Origin of the sequence: Stappia stellulata DSM 5886 (assembly GCF_000423705.1) — a bacterium.
Taxonomy (GTDB): domain Bacteria; phylum Pseudomonadota; class Alphaproteobacteria; order Rhizobiales; family Stappiaceae; genus Stappia; species Stappia stellulata.
Window position 1 is genome coordinate 267,310 of record NZ_AUIM01000011.1, and the last position, 18,706, is coordinate 286,015.

Consider the following 18,706-nt stretch of genomic DNA (forward strand, 5'->3'; position numbering starts at 1 on the left):
CCCGGCGTGTCGTAAAGGGTTCGGCACGTCGGGACGGTTCGTCCCTCACCGCGATACCGAAAGTGACAGGAACAATGGCCAAGGGCCCGATCAAGATCTGCGGTCTGTCGACCGAGGACACGCTGGAGGCGGCGATTGCCGCCGGTGCCGGCATGATCGGGCTTGTTTTCTTCCCCAAAAGCCCGCGCCATGTCGACCTTGCGACCGCTGCCCGGCTCGCCGATCTGGCGCGTGGACGGACCGAAATCGTCGCCCTCACGGTAAACGCCGACGACGCGACGATCGACGCGATCGTGGCGCGCGTGCGCCCCGACTGGCTGCAGCTGCACGGATCGGAAAGCCCGCAGCGCTGCGCGGACCTCAAGGCGCGCCATGGCGTCAGGATCATGAAGGCGCTGGGCATCCGCGAGGCCGATGACATCGCCGCCGCCCTGCCCTATGTGGGCCACGTGGACCGGCTGCTGTTCGATGCCAAACCGCCGAAGGGCGCGGATCTGCCGGGCGGCAATGGCGCAAGCTTCGACTGGACGCTGCTTCAGGGCCTTGACCTTGGCGTTCCGCTCATGCTTTCCGGAGGGCTCGATCCGCGGACGGTGGCGGACGCGATCCGCATCGGCGGCATCGCCGACGTTGACGTTTCCTCCGGCGTGGAGCGAGCACGCGGGGAAAAGGACGAAGATCTCATTCATGCGTTCGTGGCGGCGGCACGCCAGGGCGCAACCGACAGGCCCGCCGGAGACAGATCGCTCTCCGGGCGCGCGGCGCAACAAGGACGGACCGCATGACCACCCAGCCCAACACCTACCGTTCCGGCCCCGACGAGCGCGGCCATTTCGGCATTTTCGGCGGTCGCTACGTGGCGGAAACACTGATGCCGCTGATCCTCGATCTGGAGCAGGCCTACGAGGACGCCAAGGCGGATCCGGCCTTCCAGGCCGAGGTCGACGACCTAAATACCCATTACACCGGCCGGCCCTCGCCGCTTTATTTCGCCGAGCGCCTGACCGAGGAGCTGGGCGGCGCCAAGATCTACTTCAAGCGCGACGAGCTGAACCACACGGGCAGCCACAAGATCAACAACTGCCTGGGCCAGATCCTGCTGGCGAAGCGCATGGGCAAGACCCGGATCATCGCCGAGACCGGTGCAGGCCAGCATGGCGTCGCGACGGCCACCGTCTGCGCCCGTTTCGGTCTGCCTTGCGTCGTCTACATGGGCGCGACCGACGTGGAGCGGCAAAAGCCGAACGTTTTCCGCATGAAGCTTCTGGGCGCGGAGATCGTGCCGGTGACGGCGGGGGCCGGAACGCTGAAGGATGCGATGAACGAGGCGTTGCGCGACTGGGTGACCAATGTCGAGGACACCTACTATCTGATCGGCACGGCGGCCGGCCCGCACCCCTATCCGGAAATGGTGCGCGACTTTCAGTCGGTGATCGGCACCGAAACCCGCGAGCAGATGCTGGCCGCCGAAGGCCGTCTGCCCGATGCGCTGGTCGCAGCCGTCGGCGGTGGATCGAACGCCATCGGCCTGTTCCATCCCTTCCTGGACGATCCGGGGGTGGAGATCTATGGCGTCGAGGCGGGTGGCAAGGGACTTGAGGGCGAGGAGCATTGCGCCTCGCTCAACGCCGGCAAGCCGGGCGTGCTGCACGGCAACCGCACCTATCTGCTGCAGGACGACGACGGCCAGATCCTGGAAGGCCATTCGATCTCGGCCGGTCTCGACTATCCCGGCATCGGGCCGGAGCACTCCTGGCTCAAGGAAAGCGGCCGGGTGAGCTATCTTCCGGTCACCGATGCGGAGGCGATGGAAGCCTTCAAGCTGCTCACGCGGGTCGAGGGCATCATTCCCGCGCTCGAGCCGGCGCATGCGCTGGCCCAGGTGATGAAGCTCGCCCCGACGATGGCGAAGGACAAGATCATTGTCATGAACCTGTGCGGGCGCGGCGACAAGGACGTCTTCACCGTCGGCAAGATGCTGGGTTACGACCTCTGATCGGTCCGGCGAGCTTCTGAATTCCGGAAAAGGCGGCGAAGTGATTTCGCCGCCTTTTCTGTCTCCCAGCGCAGGATCCCGGTCGCACTGCCGGTCGGGCTCCTTGGGGCTGTACGGCTGCGGGCGCATGACAGGTACGCATGGTGCTGACCGGCGATGATTTCGCATGGCCTGAAGCGCGCGTGAACGAGGCGGCTTGTGCGGGGACCTGCCGTGGAGATGGCCCCTCGCGGGCCCGGCCGACCGGCATGTCCGCTTTGATGGAGAAAGCGCGGCGCCGACCTCTTCGGCCGACACCTTCGCGGCGGTCTTGCAAGACCGGGATGCGCCACGCAAAGTCCCCCACCCTGCTGCCGACGATCTTCCCCACGAACAGGACGTCCGCGGTTGCGACATGCGTTCGCAGGGTCTTGGGGCCGATCCTGCGCGCGCCGGAAATGCCGCGCGACGAGAAGTCGTTTGCCGCAGGCGAAGCCGAGACAAAACCATTGCCTCTCCCCGGCGGATCGGCTATCCCTCGGCCTGTTCGGCGCATCCACGCGCCAAGGCACCCGTAGCTCAGCTGGATAGAGCGCTGCCCTCCGAAGGCAGAGGTCATAGGTTCGAATCCTATCGGGTGCGCCATCTCTTTCAATGACTTATCAGGTTCTGGCTTTCCGCCGAAATGTCCCGGGTAGCACGCTGGGCTGGGATTTCGCGCATTTTGGCCGTGACACGCGCTGCCTTTGCCGCGCTCTCGAGCGCGGGCTGTTTGCGTTTGACGGCGCAGATCTCATTCTTGTCGAGGACTTGGGGTCGCGGTTGGCGTCATCGTCCGGATTGCGGAAACTCGAAGTCCGCGCCCCGGCGGCCGCGGGATGGTCCGCCGCCGCCGGGGTCGAAAATCAACTCTGACCGTCTGGCACACATTCAGCGCCTGACGTTTCGACACCGTCAGATCTGTCAGAAGTCCGGCGCAACGCCGAAGACGAACTCGCAAGGCGTTTGCGACATGTTGAAATACTGGTGGTCGAAACCGGCGGGAATGTAGAAGCCGTCGCGCGGGTTGAGCTCGAACCAGGCTTGTCCCTCGGCCTCGGGGATATGGATGTTGAGCACGCCAGAGACAACATAGAGGCACTCATCGCCCTTGTGACGCTCGATGCGCGTGCGATTGCCGCCGAGCACTGTCGTTTTGCCGACCGTCAACTGGTCTGTGGCACAGTAAAAGCCGGTATAGGCGCCTTGTGTTTCCGCGTCGAGGCTCCACAACATGTCGGCCTCGTGCTTGGGATGGATGGTGCGGGCCTCTTGTCGCTCGGCCGAAGCCATTGGCCAGCGGCCGAGGAATTCCTCCTGGATGTAGCGGCTTTCCGCAAGCATCGGCTTGGTGCGCGCATAGGGACCGGACGTGCCCTTGGCCGGCGGCGGAGCGAAGAATTCGAGAACGCGAACCTGGTCCTGGCCAAGGTTGAAGCCATGGTGCCAGGTGTCCTTGCGGAAGAACAGTGCTTCGCCCGGCCTGGCGATACAGACTTCACCCGTTTCCGGGTTTGCGAGACCGAGCGTTCCGCTGACCACATAGAGCAACTCGTCGGCGCCAAAGATGGTGCGGAAGGCATCGGTGTGTTTGAAGCAGCCGCCCGGCTGCATGCCGAAGACGATCTGGTGGATTTTGTCCGTGGACGCGTAGATCCAGTCGTCGACGAGGCCGGCATTTTCCTCGCCCCACAGGTGGCGCGTCACGCCGGCATAGGGAATGTGGCTGGGTCGATCAAAGACGGGGCGGGGGGATGGCTTGTAGCCCATGGAAACCTTCTCCTTCATGTGGTGGAACGCTTGGATGCGGACCCAAAAATGAGACTGACGTGACGTCGGAACGCGGGAGCCTTCGCGAGACAGGGCGCGCGAAGCGGGTCGGTTGCCCGGTCGAGCGCGCCGACAATGAGGGACATGCCTGTTTCCGGGACCCGGGACTTGACCGGACTGCGTCTCCCGGGCATCGCAGAAGCTTGAAAACAGCTGCATTTCCCGCGTTTTTGCTTCCTGACGAGACGCAATCCGCGTCTGGCCGATCAACCTCATTCATGGGTCCGCACCCTAGGAAGCGGTGTTTTCGGGCCGTGTGCGTGCGACCAGCCGGTCGATGACGGCCTGTTTCATGGCGGGGTCGAGATGCATGACGTTGAACACTTCGGCCATCCACATGCCTTCGATGGCGAGGCGGATGATTGTGGCTTCAACAGGATCGAGGCCGTCTGTCTCGACAGCGGCCTGGCAGCGGATGTTCTGCTGATGGACGATCTCGAGGAGATCGGGAAAGTTCGACAGCGCTGCCGTGATGCTGGCGCCGAGGCGGTCGTAATGGTTGCCGGTGCTGGCCGCCGCTCCCATTGTCGCCTTCATGTAGGCGCGCGTATAGCGGCCATGCGGTTCCTCGTCCTCGCCTTCGAGCCCGGACAGTCCGGTCTCGAAGCGATAGACGAAACGCTCAACCATGGCGCGCACCAACGCATCCTTGCTGGCGAAATGGTAGAGGATGCCGCCCTTGGAAAGGCCGGTCACCTCCGCCACCTTGTCGAATGTAAGAGAAGAGACGCCCTCGTTGACGACGATCTCTTCGGCCGCGGTGAGAATGCGTTCCCGTGCGGTGCCACGTTTGGCCATGTCGAACCCCGATATTGTTGCTGGTCTTCGCGTTACAGCGACGAACTTTCGCGCAGACGGCCGACGATGTCTGCCATCAAGGCAAGGTCCTGGCGGGAATCGTCGAGCGTCGTCTTCGGCGTCGTGCCGTTCACGAGATGGTCGTGAAAGGCGTTCAGCTCGATGGAGAAGGGGTCGGTGTAGCTGGGACCGAATGTTCGGGTTTCCGTTTCGGTGTCGGTTGAATCCGTCACCTCCAGCGTTGTCGGCAAATTGCGGATATAGGGCGTGTCGTAGCCGACGCTCATGCGGCGGCGGTCGGAATAGACTTCAATGCTGGCGTCGAAGCGCGCGACATTGTCGATCAGCGCCTCGTAGACCGCGGTGAAATGACCGTAATCGAAGAGCGCCACGATCTGCTCCCCGTTCTGCTTGTGGTGGGCGGCGATGACCCGCTGCGGCAGGCCGATCAGCTCGCGCATCGCGGAAAGGCTGTGCGAGGAGAGCCCGGTCAGGACCTGGTAGGCGCGCATCAGGCTCGGCGGAGCGTCCTTGCCGGCGACGTCGTGCAGCAAGCTGTCGGTCTCGGCGCGGGACCGCTCGAGGAAAGCGTCGTCGAGATCGTCAGGATAGAAGATGTCACGGGTCTGCCGGATGAAAAACGGACCTTCGCAGATAAGGTCGCGCACGCGCACATAGCGCAATTCTTCGCGCGGCGGCATCATTTCCTTGGCCTTCAGGAAACTCGCCGAATAGCGTCGCATGTAGGCGACGAAGACAAGACAGCCGGACTGTCGGGCAAGCGGCATGACGCTGTCGACCTCCTCCAGGGTCAGGCAGGCCGGCTTCTCGAGGAAAACGTGCTTGCCGGCCTTCAGTGCCATGTCGAGATAGTGGCGATGCGTCTGGTCCGGCGTCAGGACGAAGACGGCATCGATATCGGGAGCGGAGGCCAGGGCCTCGGCACTGTCATAAGCCTTTGCAGAGTACCGGTCGGCGCAATGCGCGGTCAGGCTCGGCGAGACGTCGAAGACGCCGGCGATTTCGAACAGGTGGCGGTGATCGGCAAGGATCGGCAGATGCATGAGCTGGCTCACCTCGCCAAGGCCGATAAGGCCGACACGGACGATACGCATGGAAAAAGACCTTTCTGCCCCGCTAGGGGCCTATCCCTTGACCGCACCGGCGGTGAGGCCGGACACGATGTATTTCTGGAGAAGGAGTGCCAGCAGGATCAGCGGCACTGTGACGATGGTGGACGCTGCCATGATCGCGCCGTAGGGGAACTCATAACGGCTGGAGCCGGAAATGAGGCCGATCGCGACCGGCACCGTCCGGTTCTCATCCGTCAGGATGAAGGTGAGCGCGAAGAGAAACTCGTTCCACGAGGCGATGAAGGCAAGCAAGCCCGTCGAGATCAGCGCCGGCCCCATCATCGGCAGAAAAATGCAGCGCAGGATGCGCAGTGGCGAACAGCCGTCCATGATTGCCGCCTCTTCGATCTGCCGTGGCAGGCTGCGCATGAACGTGGTCAGCACCCAGATGTTGAAGGGCAGCGTGAAGATCATGTAGGCGAAGACCAGCGATCCGAGCGAGTTGTAGAGGCCCAGCCAGCGGATCATCTCGAAGAGCCCGGAAAGCAGCGCGATCTGCGGGAACATCGAGACAGCGAGGAACAGGAACATGATCGGCGAACGGCCAGCGAAGTCGATGCGGCCCAGCGCATAGGCGGCCGTGACCGCCAGTCCCAGCGAGAGCGCGACGACGGATGTGGCCACGATGAACGAGTTCAGCAGGCTGCGCAGGAACACGCCATCCGACAGGATCACCTTATAGTTGTTGAACTTGAGGTCCGGCAGAAAGGTGACGTCGAAGATCGCCTGGCCCGATTTCAGCGAGGAGGCGATCATCCAGTAGAAGGGAAACAGCGTGTAGAGCGCGATCACGGCAAAAAGTCCGTAAATCGCGATGCGCTGAAGACGCCTGCCTGTTGTGCTGTGCACCATGTCATGCCCCCAGAAGCTTGCGGTTGAGCCGGAAGACGGTCAGGTAGATCGCTGTCACGAGGGCGATCATCAGGAAGATTGCAGCACTCGCCGCCGAGCCGACACCCATGTCCTGGAAGTTGACCAGCACCTCGCGGGCATAGATCGACACGGTCTTGGTATCGTCGCTGTTTGAGGAGAGAACGAAGCTGAGGTCGAACATGCGGAGCGCGTCGAGCAGGCGGAAGAGCACGGCAACGGCAATGCTGGGTGCAAGCAGGGGCAGGGTGAGCGCGGTAAACTGCCGCCACTGCGACACGCCGTCGATTGCGGCCGCTTCGTAGATGCTCTTCGGCAGCATTTGCAGCCCGGCAAGGATGAGCAGCACCATGAAGGGCGTGGTGATCCAGACATCGACCGCGATGATGACCGGCATCACGAGATCGGGGTCGGCTGTCCAGGCGATGCCATGGTCAATGAAGCCCATCAGCTTCAGCACATGATTGACGATGCCGAACTGGTCGTGAAGCATCCACTGCCACATGCGCGCGCTCACGACCACGGGGATGGCCCACGGAATGAGAATGACCGCGCGCAAGGCACCACGGCCGGAAAGTCTGGCATTCAGCAGCAGCGCGATGGCAAGCCCCAGCGCCGTTTCGATGGAAACGGAAATGACGGTGAAATAGAGGGTATTGCGGACCGACTGCCACCAGAGCGGATCTTCGAACAGCGTGAAATAATTCTCCAGGCCGATGTAGTCGTAGAGGTCGGGCTGGGTGAGGAAGGCGTCGGTGAAGGAGAACAGGAAGGTTCGTCCGAGCGGCCAGAGCGCCACGGCAAAGAGCACGAGAAAGCTCGGTGCCAGGAAGAGCCAGGCCGTACGTGCCCGCGTGGCTTTGAGGCCGATGCGCATGGGTCCGCTCGTCATGTCATGCCCCCTTCCTGCTTAGGGCGCGTTCGTCCTTGTCGAAGAGATTTGCGCGGGTATGGTTCCAGCCGACGCTGGTTGTGGCGCCCGGGCGGATGTCCGGCTTTCCCTGCACCTTCACGACGATCGAGCGACCGTCTTCGACATTGAGATGAACCAGGGCTTCGCCGCCCAGCGGTTCGACGAGCAGGACGTCAGCCGTCAGCGTGACCTCGCCGCCGCCGAGGATAAGGTCTTCCGGACGGATGCCGACGGTGACCTCGCCGGCATAGTCGTGAGCCGGGAGACGGTGGGGGGTGCCGAAAAGCGTCAGCACGCTTTCCTCTCCGTCCTGCGTCAGCGTTCCGGGAAGGAAATTCATCCGCGGGGAGCCGATGAAGCTGGCGACGAAGCGGTTTGCCGGGCGTTCGTAAAGCTCCATCGGCGTTCCGGCCTGCGCAATGCGCCCCTCCTTCAGGACGACGATGCGATCGGCAAGGGTCATCGCCTCCATCTGGTCATGGGTGACGTAGACGGTGGTGGCTTTCATCTCGCGGTGGATGCGGGCGATTTCCACGCGCATCTCCATGCGCAGGTCCGCATCGAGGTTGGAGAGCGGTTCGTCGAACAGGAAGAGTTTTTGCTGGCGCACGAGCGCGCGGCCGATGGCGACGCGCTGCTGCTGCCCGCCGGAAAGTTGCGCGGGGCGGCGATCGAGAAGGTGGTCGATCTGCAGGAACCGCGCCGCTTTCGTCACACGCTCGCGGATTTCGGCGGCGGGAAGCCGCGCCGTTTCCAGCGCAAAGCCGAGATTGCGCTCGACATTCATATGCGGATAGAGCGCATAGGACTGAAAGACCATGGCGATGTTGCGTTTGGCCGGCGGCGTCTCGTTCATCCGATTGCCGGCGATGCGCAACTCGCCGCTTGAGATTTCCTCCAGCCCCGCGATCATGCGCAACAATGTCGACTTGCCGCAACCGGAGGGGCCGACGAAGACGACGAACTCGCCCTCGGTTATGTCGAGATCGACGCCGTCGATGACTGTCAGCTCGCCGAAGCGTTTGACGACGTTGATGAGATCCAAGCTGCTCATGACCGTTCCATCTTGCTGATTGTCTTATTCGTACCTGCGTCGAGTGACCTGGCCGCCAATGCGGCCACGCCGACGGTGCAGGCTGTGCCGCCGAGGTGGCTTGCGACAATCGGCATGTCTCGCGCGCCGTCGGCCCAGATGAATTCGCGCGTCAACGCTGCCAGGCGAGGCGTCACATTCGGATCGCTGCCGATGCCGCCACCCAGGACAAGCATGCCGGGGTCCAGAGTGTTGACAAGCTGGCCCAGATAAGAGGCGAGCGACAGGAGCGCCTTGCCGATCAGCTCCGCGGCGCGCGTATCGTCCGCCTCAGCTTCAAAAAGCGTCTGTGCCGAAGCCGCGGACCGTCCGACAAGCGCGGCATATTGTTCGCCAAGTGCCTTTCCGCTCGCGAAGAGCTCCAGATTGTGCCGGACTTCCCGGCCGTTTCCGTCGAAGGCGACGATGTCGCTGCCGGAGAAGTGGATGGCGAAACCGCGGGCGCCTTCATAGGGGGTGCCGCCGATGACCAGCGAGTGGGAAAGGCCCGTGGAAATGGTGACATAGACGAAAGGATCGACATTCTTGCCTGCGCCGATCCAGCCCTCCGCATAGGCGGCCGCGCGCACGTCGCTGTCGATGTGGCATGGGGCAAGGGCGTTCAACCGCGCACGGTAATCGAGGCCACGCCAGTCGAAATTCCAGGCCGATGCCGCTTCACCGTCCCGCGTCACGAGTTCCGGCAGGCAAATTCCGAGGGCGGCAACGCCGAGGCCCTGTGCCGTCGCGCGGTCCTGCATGCCGGCTGCGAGGCCGCAGACAAGATCGAGCACGGCCTCTCCGCCCTCACGGCAGGGTGTCGCCTCCGTGCGCTCGGCGACGACCCTTCCGTCCGAAAGCCTGACGATGCAGGCCTTTGTCTTGGTGCCGCCCACATCGATTCCGATTGCATGGCCTGTCATGGCCGGCGTCCGGCGGCGATATCGGCATGGAGTTCGCCGTTGGCGCATTCGGCAAGAATGGTTGCCGGCCAGCTGGGGTCGTAGGCCGTGGCGTTTGAAAGTCGCCCAAAGGCTGCGCGTTTGCCATCCCCCCAAACGATCATTGCAACGGCTTTCGAGAGCGTGGCGATGGAACCGGTGCCGATGGTCAGGCCATGGGCCGGGACGCTTTCGATCCCGGTGAAATCGGGAAAGGTCGCGAGGTTGTCGTGCCGTGTCTGCTCGGCCAGGGCGACGATGCGCGTCCGGCTGTTGCGATCGGAACCCGGCGGGTTGAAGGCGATGTGGCCATCGCCGGCACCGGAGGCCAGCAGGAAGAGATCGACGCCGCCGAGCTTGGCAAGATCACGATCGAAGGCCTCAGGCTCAGCGAGCGAAGGCATACGGAAATTCGCCTCCTGCATGCGCAAGGCGTCCGGCAAGGGCCCGTTTATGCGACCGACGATCTCCCGTTCGCCAAAGCCGCGGCAGGAATAATGGGCACACGCGGGGGGGACATGAAGGCCGTCGGCATCCCCCAGCAGATATTCGTCCATCATCGCGATGACCAGCCGTGAACAGTCGACCGGAGTCGCTTTCAACCGACGCTCAAGGGCCTGGTAGACGGGCATCGGGCTGCGTCCGCCCGGGCAGCCGAGAACATATGGCCTGCCGTCGGCATTGGCCTCGCCGATTTCGGCGAGAATGCGGGTTGCGAGATGTTCTCCGATCGCCTCGGGCGTATCGTGGATCGCGATTTTCATTTGCCGGCCCGCTCCGCGACCAGGCTGGAGACGAAGGTGAAGTTTCGGGCGGCGATCGCCTCGGGCGGTTCCGGGTGTTTTGGTGCAAGATCCTGTTCGACGACGAGAGGGCCGTCATAACCGCTTGCAGCCACGGCCCGCATGAAATCGGCGATATCGACGGCACCGCGGTCGAGGTCGGTCATGATGCCGTCTTCGAAGGCGCTGTCGCAATGGATGTTTTCCGCCAGGACCTTCTCGCGGAACGCGCCGTCGACGTTCTTGAGATGGATGCTGTTGATGCGTGCCTTGTGGCGCAGGAAGAACGCTTTCGGATCGGCCTTCCAATAGGCATGGTGGCCGGTATCGAGGCAAATCCCGACGAGATCAGGGTCGGTCTCTGCGAGAAGCCGCTCGATCTGGTCCTCATGCTCGATGCAGGTGCCGACGTGCGGGTGGAAGCTGAACTGGAGGCCGTATTCGCGCACGATCCGGGCGGATAACAGGGTCGATCCGACGACCGCGCGCCAGCCGTCCTCGTCGACGACCCCCATCCTGTCCTTCGGGTAAAACTCGGATTCATCCATCAGGATAAAATGCGTGCCCCCGACGGACTTGAGCAGGCTGCATATCTGATGGGTCCGCTCGGCGAGCGCGGCCGAGGTGGCCGCGTCCGCCAGCGTGTGGACATGTGCCGCCGCGACCGCGGACAGGCCGCGGCGGTCCAGTTCGCGCGAAAGCACCTCGGGATCGGTCGAGAAATAGCCGTAGGGGCCGAGTTCGGTATGGCGGTATCCGGCGGCAACGATACGGTCGAGATAATCGGTCCAGCCGAGAGTGTTTCCTGTGGGCCAGTAGATGCCCCAGCAACACGGTGCAATCGCGATGTTCACTGTCTTGTCCTTGCGTTTTTGCTGGAATTGCGTCGAGCGCCTACCAGCCGCGTTTCTTTAGCCGTTCGAGGTTGTCGCTCACCTTCGAAAGGCCTTCTTCGGCGTTTTCCTTGCCGCTCAACACGTTGTGCACGCCGCTGAAGATGCGTTGCGAAACGCGATTGTAGGAGGCTCCCGTGACCTGCGAGGGCCGCGAAGCGCTTTCCGCATAGGCCTCCTCGGCAAACCGCAGCGAGGGGTTTTTCGCGAGGATTTCCGCGTCCTGGTAAAGCGCCTTGAGCGTCGGGCTGTAGCCCTGCAAGGCACGGCGCTTTTGCTCCCTGGCGTTTGTGAGGTACCGCACCAGGCTGACGGCCGCCTCGACGTCTTCGGCGTATTTGGACACACCGAGAAGGCCGGCGCCGTAGCAGCCGCTCGAGCGTTCCCCTTCCACGCCAATCGGCAGCGCCATCACGCCGACCTTGCCGAGAAGTGCCGAGCCTTCGGCCTGGCTGGTCCCCCACACGTAACCCCAGTTGCGGTGGAAGACTGAATTGCCGGCCTCGAAGACGCCGCGCGAGCCCTCCTCGTCATAGTTGAGCACGCCTTGCGGGCTGATGCCGCCGATCCAGGTGCGCGCAAGCTCAAGCGCTTCGACAGCTTCGGGATTGTTCGCCGTGATTTCACCGTCCGGAGCGATGAAGGTGCCACCACCATGAGAGGCGACCCATTCGAGCGCATTGCAGGTCAGGCCCTCATAGGCACGGCCCTGCCAGACGTACCCCCACATGTCGTTGTTGCCGGCGGCGCGTTCCTGCTCCTGAATGAACTTTGCGGTCTCTGTCAGCTCTGCCCAGGTTTTCGGCTCTGGCTTGCCGTATTTTTCGAGCAAGTCCTTGCGGTAGAACATCTGGCCCGCATCGACGAACCAGGGCATGGCGAGCAGCTTGCCTTCAAGGGTGGAGTCGGCAAGGGCTGCTTCGAAATGGGCCGACAGTTCCTCCGCCGGCACCTTCTTCTTCAGGTCGACGAGGTGGGGGGCGAGCGCGCCGACCCAGATATTGTCGAGTGTCAGCACGTCGATATCGCCGGACTTGCCGGCAAGAAGCTGCTGGTAGAGCGGGAGCGCCTCGCCCCAGTTTGCCGGCATCTTGTTGATCTTGACCGTGTTGCCAGTTTCCTTCGCCCAGGCGTCGGAGGCCGATTGGCAAAGCTCGAGTTCGGCGCCGGCCGAGCTGCAGAAGATCGAGATTTCCGCTGCCCCTGTCGAACCGCTCCAAAGGATGGCCCCGACAAGGGCCGTCGTTTTCAATAGTCCGTCCAATTGCACCGTGTTTCCTCCCCGGTCACGTTCAAGACAGGTCAATTACTATACCGTCTGGACGGTAAAGTAAACGGATCGGCGTGGCGCATGGGTCAAGGAGCGCGAGGGGTGTGGATGCCCGAGGTGGCGTCCGCGCGCCGGCGCGACGATTCAACCGGCCATGCGGCGACTTGAGCCCGCGTTTCATTTGCTTTGGGCCGACTGGCTGAGCGGGCGATGTCCAACGGGATGCGGTGGTGCAGATCGATCGCTTTCGGCGGCGTCGGAGAGCGCGCCGCACGGAGACGTTGACAGCGCGCGCCAATCCCGTAGTGTGAATGTGACTAACTGGTCACATTTGCTGAGGGGAGCGCGTTTCGGCAATGACGATAGGGATCGCCGCATACGGACAGAACGCGGGACGCGCCGTTCTCGACGGCCTGCGCGCCACTGAAGTCCTCGGGCGCGGCGCCATCGGTGGCTTTGCGGTGTTCTCGATTCTGGACCGCCAGGGCGTGCATCGCCAGATTGCATGCCAGCGCGGCGGGGCCTCGCAGCTCCAGGCTGCCGACGCCTTTGGAGACGCGCGTTGTGCGGCCGTAATCTCGAGCGGGCCGGACCGCCCCGAACCGCTTTCCCAGTTTCTCGTCGCCGGCGCCGGGCTGGGGCTCGTTACCGGCCACCGTCTGCCGAACCGGATCGATGCGGCGGGGGTCCCCTCCAATGCGTCGGTTCTCCGGCGCATGGCCCGGGGCGAGACGCCCTCCGAGGCGGTCCAGGCTGCGGTGGGAGGCGATCCGGAGATGGACGCCGGCCTGATCGCGGTGACGTTGGACGGGCGCATCGGATTCGCCAACACGGCAAGGGTCGCGCGACGGTGCGACCTGATCCAGGCGTCCCGTGCCGACGAACGGCGGGGCTATGCCCTGCTGGGCAACTCGATCCACTTCGCTGTCGGTTGCGGTGGCGGCACTGCCATTGGCGATGTCGTCTGGTCGCGTCTCTCGGGCGGGCCCGCGCGGACGTTTCTTGCCGAACTGGCACACCCCGTTCCGGTCTGTCGTGCGCGGACGGATCGCGTCGAGATCGACGCCGCCGGGCGGGTGACGCTGATCCGTCGCGCCGACCCGTGGTGGCCGGAGCCTGCGGGGCTGACGACCGTCATCTATTCCCGGGCACCCGTCTGGCAGGACGGCCGGCCGGTCGGGGTATGCGCATCCGAGGTTTTCGCGCGCCTCGCAGGAGATCTGGCGACACCCTCGCCCGAGATTCAGAGCCGTTTTGCGGTGGAAAGGGATCCGCATGTCACGCCGTGAGAAGACAGAGCGGGCAATTCTTGAGGCGCTGGGCGCGCAGCTGACCGAAGGCGGGATGCAGAGCGTCGGCATCAATGTGATCGCAAAGCGGGCGGGGGTGAGCAAGGAACTCATCTATCGTTACTTCGACGGCATGCCCGGCCTGATGCTCGCCTGGATGCAGGGCCGGGACTACTGGAGCAGCAAATCCGGACTGCTCCCTTCCGCGGACACCAGCAGCCTGACCCCGGTCGCCCTGATCCGCGCCATGCTGCGCGAGCAGGAAGCCATCCTGGCCCGCGATCAGGCGGTCGCGGCGGTTCGCCGATGGGAGCTGATCGAACGCACGGAGGTGGGGGACCGTCTGCGGGAGCGCCGCGAACGCGAGGCGCGCACCTTCATTGATCGGCTCGACGGGCTGACCGGCGATGCGGATATGCCGGCTTTCGTCAGCGTTTTGCTTGCCGGGATCCTCTATCTGTCGCTGCGGTCCAAGACCGAAGACGTCTTCCTGGGGGTGCCGCTGCGCACCGACGAAGGCTGGAGCCGCATCTGGAGCGCGGTGGATCTTGCCCTCAGCGCATTGCCGGAAGACTTGCGCGCGGAGTCCCTGCAGGCGCTGGAACGGGCGCGGGCCGGAACAACGGACAAGACGGAGACGAATGAATGACCAGGGCTGCGGATGTGCTTGTCAGGTCGCTGGTCCGCCATGGCGTCGACCGGGTCTTTTGCGTGCCCGGCGAAAGCTATCTGAGCGTACTCGATGCCCTTGTGGACACGCCGGAGATCCAGGTCGTGACCGCCCGGCACGAAGGCGGTGCGGGGTTCATGGCGGTGGCGGACGCAAAGCTGACCGGTCGCCCCGGCATCGCGTTTGTCAGCCGCGGGCCGGGCGCGATGAACGCGGCGATTGCTGTGCACACGGCGCAACAGGATGCGGTCCCGCTCATTTTGTTCATCGGGCAGGTCGAGCGGCCGCATCTCGGCATGAACGCCTTTCAGGAGGTGGATCACGCACGCCTGTTCGATCAGGTGTGCAAATGGACCGCCGAGGTTCACGATCCGCAACGACTGGCGGATACCGTCGCGACCGCGTTTCATCGCGCCCGTGCCGGCACGCCCGGTCCGGTGGTCATTTCGCTTCCGGAGGACATGCTTGAGGAAAGCGTGCTTGACGAAAGCGTTCCGTGCCGGGGACCCGTTCGCGCGGCGGCGGCCGACGATGACATTGCGGAATTGCGCCGGCGGATCGCGGGCGCGGAGCGGCCGCTGATCATCGCCGGCGGCCTCCTGCAAACCGAACCCGGCCGGAACACACTGCGCAGCGTTGCGGAGCGCTTCGGCATTCCGGTCGCGGCCGCCGTCCGGCAGATTGACGTCATCGACAACGACCATCCCCAATATGCCGGCCACCTGGGATATGGCGCGCCGACGGATCTGGTCGACGCGCTGTCTGAAAGCGATCTGGTGCTTGGCGTGGGAGCCAGACTGGGGGACGTTACCAGCCAGGGTTTCAGCTTTCCCGCCGCGCCGGGGCCGCGCCAGCCTGTCATCCAGGTCTGGCCGGACGCCACGGAGCTGGGCAGCTTTCGGGATCTGGCGTTCGGGATCGCCGCCGATCCGGCGGAGGTGCTGCGCCAGCTCCTTGCTACTGCGCCGCAGCAGCCTGACCAACGTCATCGCGACTGGAGCCGCTCGCTCAGGGAGGGCGCGTCCCGGCTCCGCAGGTGGGACGGGCCGGATGACGCCACGGACGGCGTCGTCTTCGGTGCCGTTGTGCGCCAGGTCGATGCGCTCCTGGACGAGAACGCGATCGTTGCCAGCGACGCCGGTAATTTCGGTGCCTGGGTGCAGAAGCTGATCCGCTTCGGCGGTCAGCGGCGAATGCTCGGACCGTGCTCCGGCGCGATGGGCTTCGGCGTGCCCGGCGCTGTCGCGGCAAGCCTTCGATTTCCCGGCCGGCAGGTTGTCGGCTTCGCCGGCGACGGGGGCATTCTGATGACCGGCAACGAGCTCGCGACCGCCGTCCAGTACGGCGCGCGTCCGGTCCTGATCGTCTCGGACAACGGCTCATACGGAACGATCCGGATGCATCAGGAGAAAAATTTCCCTCGCAGGCGCGCCATGACCGATCTGTGCAATCCGGATTTTCGCGGCTGGGCCGAAAGTTTCGGTGCGCTGGCGTTGCAGGTCGACACGGCCGGAGCGATCCGTCCTGCGCTTCAGGAGGCGTTTTCCGCGGACCGGCCGGCGGTCATTTCGGTGCGCACGAGCCTCGAATACATCTCTCCGGCCACGACAATAACGCAGCTCGCAAGCGGTGGCTGAGGAGAGAGACGTCCCGTTTCCAACAAGCAACAGGAGGAGCATATGACAACACAGGACAGGAAGACCGGACCCCGTCGGCTGCTGACGGGTGTGGCGGCGGCGGCGCTCTCGCTCGTATTCGTCTCGGCCCCGGCAAGCTCCGAAACGCTTCGTGTGGTGATGCAGTCCGGCCTGCGGATAACAGACCCGATCATGACCACGGCGTTCATCACGCGAGACCACGGATACATGATCTACGACACGCTCCTGGGCGTGGATTCCGACTTCAATATCCAGCCGCAGATGGCGGACTGGGAGGTCTCGGATGACGACAAGACCTACACGTTCACGCTGCGCGACGACCTGAAGTGGCATGACGGCGCCGCCGTGACCGCCGAGGACGCAGTTGCCTCGATCAATCGCTGGGCGGAAATCGACAGCACGGCAAAACCCTTGATGGATATGGTCGACACAATCGAGATTGTGGACGACAAGACCTTCACGGTGGCGCTCAAGACGCCGACGACGCTCTTGCTTGCCGGCCTTTCCAAAATGAGCTCGCGCGCTCCGTTCATCATGCCCAAGCGCGTGGCCGAGACACCCGCAAGCCAGCCCATCGACGAGTTCACGGGCTCGGGCCCGTTCGTGTTCGTGGAGGACGAGTTCCGGCCCGGCGTGAAGGTGGTCTACGAAAAGTTCGAGGACTATGTCCCGCGTGACGAACCTGCAAGCTGGACCGCCGGTGGCAAGGACGTGAAGGTGGATCGTGTCGAATGGCTCACGATGCCTGACCAGATGACCGCCGTCAGCGCGCTGCAGAGCGGCGAGGTGGATTTCATCCAGCAGGTCCCCTTCGACCTTTTGCCCCTCGTCGAGAATGCGCCCGAAATCACGGTCGACATTCTCGATCCGCTGGGCGCCTGGACGTATTTCCGCATGAACTGGCTCCACCCGCCCTTTGACAACAAGCTGGTGCGGCAGGCGGCAATCGCGGCTGTCGACCAGACGGCGGTCATGCAGGCGCTGGTCGGCAATCCCGACTATTACCAGACCTGCGCGGCGATCATGGGCTGCGGCAACGTCAATGGCGACGAATACGGTCGCGATTGGGTTGTCAACGCGCAGCTCGACAAGGCAAAGGCGCTCCTCGCGGAAGCCGGTTATGACGACACGCCGGTCGTGATCATGGCGCCGACGGACCTCGCCATGGTGGTGCCCCAGCCCATCGTGATCGGCGACGCGTTGCGCAAGGCCGGCTTCAATGTCCAGATGAAAATGATGGACTGGCAGACGCTTGCGGCCCAGCAAAGCAACCAGGACGCACCGTCGCAGGGCGGCTGGAACATCTTTTCGACCTATAGCATCCTTGCGACCAGCGGCGATCCCTTCGGCAACACTCCGCTTGCCACGGACGGGCGCGAATCCTGGGCCGGCTGGCCTGATGTGCCGGAGATTTCCGCATTGCGGATCGCTTACGCCAAGGCCTCCTCGGTCGATGAGCAAAAGCAGATCGCCAAGAAGATCCAGAAGATCGCCGTGGATGAGGGCGTCGTCGGACCTCTTGGCCAATTCAGGATCCCGGCCGCGTGGAACACCCAGTGGAGCGGCTTCCTTGAAAGCCCGATCACGGTGTTCTGGAACATCTCCAAGGACGGGTGAGGCCAGACAATGCTCTCCTATGTGCTAAAGCGCGTGTTGTCGTCGGTGCCGGTCATGATCGTCGTCGCCGTTGTCATCTTCGCGCTTCTGCGCCTGACGCCGGGCGATCCCGCAGCCGTGTTGGCGGGAAACGACGCGACGGCGGAGCAACTCGCCAAGATCCGCGAAAGCCTGGAGCTGGACGAGCCGATCCTCGTCCAGCTGCTCACCTGGTTCCGCAATCTCCTTGCCGGGGATCTGGGCGAGTCGCTGCTTTCGGGCATTCCGGTGGTTCGCATGATCGGGGAGCGGGTGGGGCCGACCCTCGCTCTGGCGGCGGGCACGATCTCCGTGACCATTCTTGTCGCGATCCCGATGGGCATCGTCGCCGCGCGTCGGCCCGGCGGCGTCCTCGACCGGATGGTCATGGCGCTGTCGGTGCTCGGGTTTTCGGTTCCCATCTTCGTGACCGGCTACGTCCTGATCTATCTGTTCGCGCTTAAACTCGGTTGGCTGCCCGTCCAGGGTTACAGGCCTCCGGGGGATGGGTTGTGGTCCTTTGCACAGCGGCTGATCCTGCCCGTGCTGGCGCTGAGCGGCGTCTATGTCGCGCTTGTCGCCCGCATCACCCGCAGCAGCATCATTGAGGTGCTGGGGGAGGACTACATCCGCACGGCGCGCGCCAAAGGGGCGCCGGAACGTCGTATCCTGTTGCGACACGCCTTGCGCAACGCGGCCGTTCCCATCGTCACGATAATCGGGATCGGCATCGCCTCGCTGATAACCGGCGTCGTGGTGACGGAATCCGTGTTCAACCTGCCGGGCCTAGGCCGGCTGGTGGTCGAAGCCGTCCTTGCGCGGGACTATCCGGTTATTCAGGGTCTCATCCTGCTGTTTTCGTTCACATACATCCTGATCAACCTGGTGGTCGACATCCTCTACACGGTGTTCGACCCGCGGATCCGGTATTGAAAGGT

Annotated in this window: 17 protein-coding genes and 1 tRNA gene; 8 read left to right on the forward strand and 10 right to left on the reverse strand. The window is 63.8% G+C overall.

What is annotated here, in order from left to right; translation table 11 throughout:
- The first annotated feature begins 74 nt into the window (after positions 1–74).
- The 3 genes from G572_RS23185 (at position 75) to G572_RS0108775 (ending at position 2,620) form a co-directional block, all read left to right on the forward strand.
- Positions 75–785, forward strand: a complete 711-nt coding sequence (locus tag G572_RS23185; protein WP_037546275.1) for a phosphoribosylanthranilate isomerase — start codon at positions 75–77, stop codon at positions 783–785.
- Entirely contained in the window at positions 782–1,996 is a 1,215-nt protein-coding gene (gene trpB, locus G572_RS0108770; protein WP_029058145.1) for a tryptophan synthase subunit beta, read from the forward strand. The genes G572_RS23185 and trpB overlap by 4 nt, the downstream gene beginning before the upstream one ends.
- 547 nt (positions 1,997–2,543) lie before the next feature.
- Positions 2,544–2,620 (forward strand) — tRNA-Arg (locus tag G572_RS0108775).
- A 318-nt stretch (positions 2,621–2,938) separates the two neighbouring features.
- On the opposite strand, the gene G572_RS0108785 is transcribed toward G572_RS0108775, so the two are convergent.
- The 10 genes from G572_RS0108785 to G572_RS0108835 form a co-directional block, all read right to left on the reverse strand.
- On the reverse strand, positions 2,939–3,784 hold the full coding sequence (locus G572_RS0108785; protein WP_029058147.1) for a cupin domain-containing protein: 846 nt from the start codon (positions 3,782–3,784) through the stop codon (positions 2,939–2,941).
- Between the two features lie 291 nt (positions 3,785–4,075).
- Entirely contained in the window at positions 4,076–4,642 is a 567-nt protein-coding gene (locus G572_RS0108795) for a TetR/AcrR family transcriptional regulator (protein ID WP_029058148.1), read from the reverse strand.
- A gap of 32 nt (positions 4,643–4,674) precedes the next feature.
- Positions 4,675–5,757 (reverse strand): Gfo/Idh/MocA family protein, encoded by a 1,083-nt coding sequence (locus tag G572_RS0108800; RefSeq protein WP_029058149.1) that lies wholly within the window; start codon positions 5,755–5,757, stop codon positions 4,675–4,677.
- A gap of 30 nt (positions 5,758–5,787) precedes the next feature.
- The gene (locus tag G572_RS0108805) at positions 5,788–6,627 is read right to left on the reverse strand and encodes a carbohydrate ABC transporter permease (RefSeq protein WP_029058150.1); all 840 of its coding nucleotides are present in this window, start codon (positions 6,625–6,627) and stop codon (positions 5,788–5,790) included.
- A gap of 1 nt (position 6,628) precedes the next feature.
- The gene (locus G572_RS0108810) at positions 6,629–7,537 is read right to left on the reverse strand and encodes a carbohydrate ABC transporter permease (protein WP_245566187.1); all 909 of its coding nucleotides are present in this window, start codon (positions 7,535–7,537) and stop codon (positions 6,629–6,631) included.
- Between the two features lies 1 nt (position 7,538).
- The gene (locus tag G572_RS0108815) at positions 7,539–8,612 is read right to left on the reverse strand and encodes an ABC transporter ATP-binding protein (protein WP_029058152.1); all 1,074 of its coding nucleotides are present in this window, start codon (positions 8,610–8,612) and stop codon (positions 7,539–7,541) included.
- Positions 8,609–9,553, reverse strand: a complete 945-nt coding sequence (locus G572_RS0108820; RefSeq protein WP_029058153.1) for an ROK family protein — start codon at positions 9,551–9,553, stop codon at positions 8,609–8,611. The genes G572_RS0108815 and G572_RS0108820 overlap by 4 nt, the downstream gene beginning before the upstream one ends.
- Entirely contained in the window at positions 9,550–10,335 is a 786-nt protein-coding gene (locus G572_RS0108825; RefSeq protein ID WP_029058154.1) for a 6-phosphogluconolactonase, read from the reverse strand. The genes G572_RS0108820 and G572_RS0108825 overlap by 4 nt, the downstream gene beginning before the upstream one ends.
- Positions 10,332–11,207, reverse strand: coding sequence for a sugar phosphate isomerase/epimerase family protein (locus G572_RS23190; protein WP_051242042.1), 876 nt, complete (start codon positions 11,205–11,207; stop codon positions 10,332–10,334). The genes G572_RS0108825 and G572_RS23190 overlap by 4 nt, the downstream gene beginning before the upstream one ends.
- 40 nt (positions 11,208–11,247) lie before the next feature.
- Positions 11,248–12,498 carry an ABC transporter substrate-binding protein gene (locus tag G572_RS0108835; RefSeq protein ID WP_245566188.1) on the reverse strand — a complete coding sequence of 417 codons (1,251 nt, stop codon included), beginning with the start codon at positions 12,496–12,498 and terminating at the stop codon, positions 11,248–11,250.
- Between the two features lie 374 nt (positions 12,499–12,872).
- Here G572_RS0108835 and G572_RS23195 point away from each other — a divergent pair, with 374 nt between their 5' ends.
- From G572_RS23195 to G572_RS0108860, 5 genes are read left to right on the forward strand one after another with little or no spacing between them, the layout of a single operon-like run.
- Entirely contained in the window at positions 12,873–13,805 is a 933-nt protein-coding gene (locus tag G572_RS23195) for a DUF6963 family protein (RefSeq protein ID WP_051242044.1), read from the forward strand.
- Entirely contained in the window at positions 13,792–14,454 is a 663-nt protein-coding gene (locus tag G572_RS0108845; protein ID WP_029058156.1) for a TetR/AcrR family transcriptional regulator, read from the forward strand. Before G572_RS23195 ends, G572_RS0108845 begins: the two co-directional genes overlap by 14 nt.
- Positions 14,451–16,112, forward strand: coding sequence for a thiamine pyrophosphate-dependent enzyme (locus G572_RS0108850; protein WP_029058157.1), 1,662 nt, complete (start codon positions 14,451–14,453; stop codon positions 16,110–16,112). The genes G572_RS0108845 and G572_RS0108850 overlap by 4 nt, the downstream gene beginning before the upstream one ends.
- 42 nt (positions 16,113–16,154) lie before the next feature.
- Positions 16,155–17,750 (forward strand): ABC transporter substrate-binding protein, encoded by a 1,596-nt coding sequence (locus tag G572_RS0108855; protein WP_029058158.1) that lies wholly within the window; start codon positions 16,155–16,157, stop codon positions 17,748–17,750.
- 9 nt (positions 17,751–17,759) lie between these two features.
- The gene (locus tag G572_RS0108860) at positions 17,760–18,701 is read left to right on the forward strand and encodes an ABC transporter permease (RefSeq protein ID WP_029058159.1); all 942 of its coding nucleotides are present in this window, start codon (positions 17,760–17,762) and stop codon (positions 18,699–18,701) included.
- Positions 18,702–18,706 lie beyond the last annotated feature (5 nt).

Bases quoted from the DNA above. Each gene is read 5' to 3' on its own strand.
- G572_RS0108810 (WP_245566187.1), bottom strand. From the start codon at position 7,537: ATGACGAGCGGACCCATGCGCATCGGCCTCAAAGCCACGCGGGCACGT.
- G572_RS0108860 (WP_029058159.1), top strand. From the start codon at position 17,760: ATGCTCTCCTATGTGCTAAAGCGCGTGTTGTCGTCGGTGCCGGTCATG.
- G572_RS0108815 (WP_029058152.1), bottom strand. From the start codon at position 8,612: ATGAGCAGCTTGGATCTCATCAACGTCGTCAAACGCTTCGGCGAGCTG.
- G572_RS0108795 (WP_029058148.1), bottom strand. From the start codon at position 4,642: ATGGCCAAACGTGGCACCGCACGGGAACGCATTCTCACCGCGGCCGAA.
- G572_RS23185 (WP_037546275.1), top strand. From the start codon at position 75: ATGGCCAAGGGCCCGATCAAGATCTGCGGTCTGTCGACCGAGGACACG.
- G572_RS0108805 (WP_029058150.1), bottom strand. From the start codon at position 6,627: ATGGTGCACAGCACAACAGGCAGGCGTCTTCAGCGCATCGCGATTTAC.
- G572_RS0108800 (WP_029058149.1), bottom strand. From the start codon at position 5,757: ATGCGTATCGTCCGTGTCGGCCTTATCGGCCTTGGCGAGGTGAGCCAG.
- G572_RS0108850 (WP_029058157.1), top strand. From the start codon at position 14,451: ATGACCAGGGCTGCGGATGTGCTTGTCAGGTCGCTGGTCCGCCATGGC.
- G572_RS0108855 (WP_029058158.1), top strand. From the start codon at position 16,155: ATGACAACACAGGACAGGAAGACCGGACCCCGTCGGCTGCTGACGGGT.
- G572_RS0108785 (WP_029058147.1), bottom strand. From the start codon at position 3,784: ATGGGCTACAAGCCATCCCCCCGCCCCGTCTTTGATCGACCCAGCCAC.
- G572_RS0108820 (WP_029058153.1), bottom strand. From the start codon at position 9,553: ATGACAGGCCATGCAATCGGAATCGATGTGGGCGGCACCAAGACAAAG.
- trpB (WP_029058145.1), top strand. From the start codon at position 782: ATGACCACCCAGCCCAACACCTACCGTTCCGGCCCCGACGAGCGCGGC.
- G572_RS23195 (WP_051242044.1), top strand. From the start codon at position 12,873: ATGACGATAGGGATCGCCGCATACGGACAGAACGCGGGACGCGCCGTT.
- G572_RS0108825 (WP_029058154.1), bottom strand. From the start codon at position 10,335: ATGAAAATCGCGATCCACGATACGCCCGAGGCGATCGGAGAACATCTC.
- G572_RS0108845 (WP_029058156.1), top strand. From the start codon at position 13,792: ATGTCACGCCGTGAGAAGACAGAGCGGGCAATTCTTGAGGCGCTGGGC.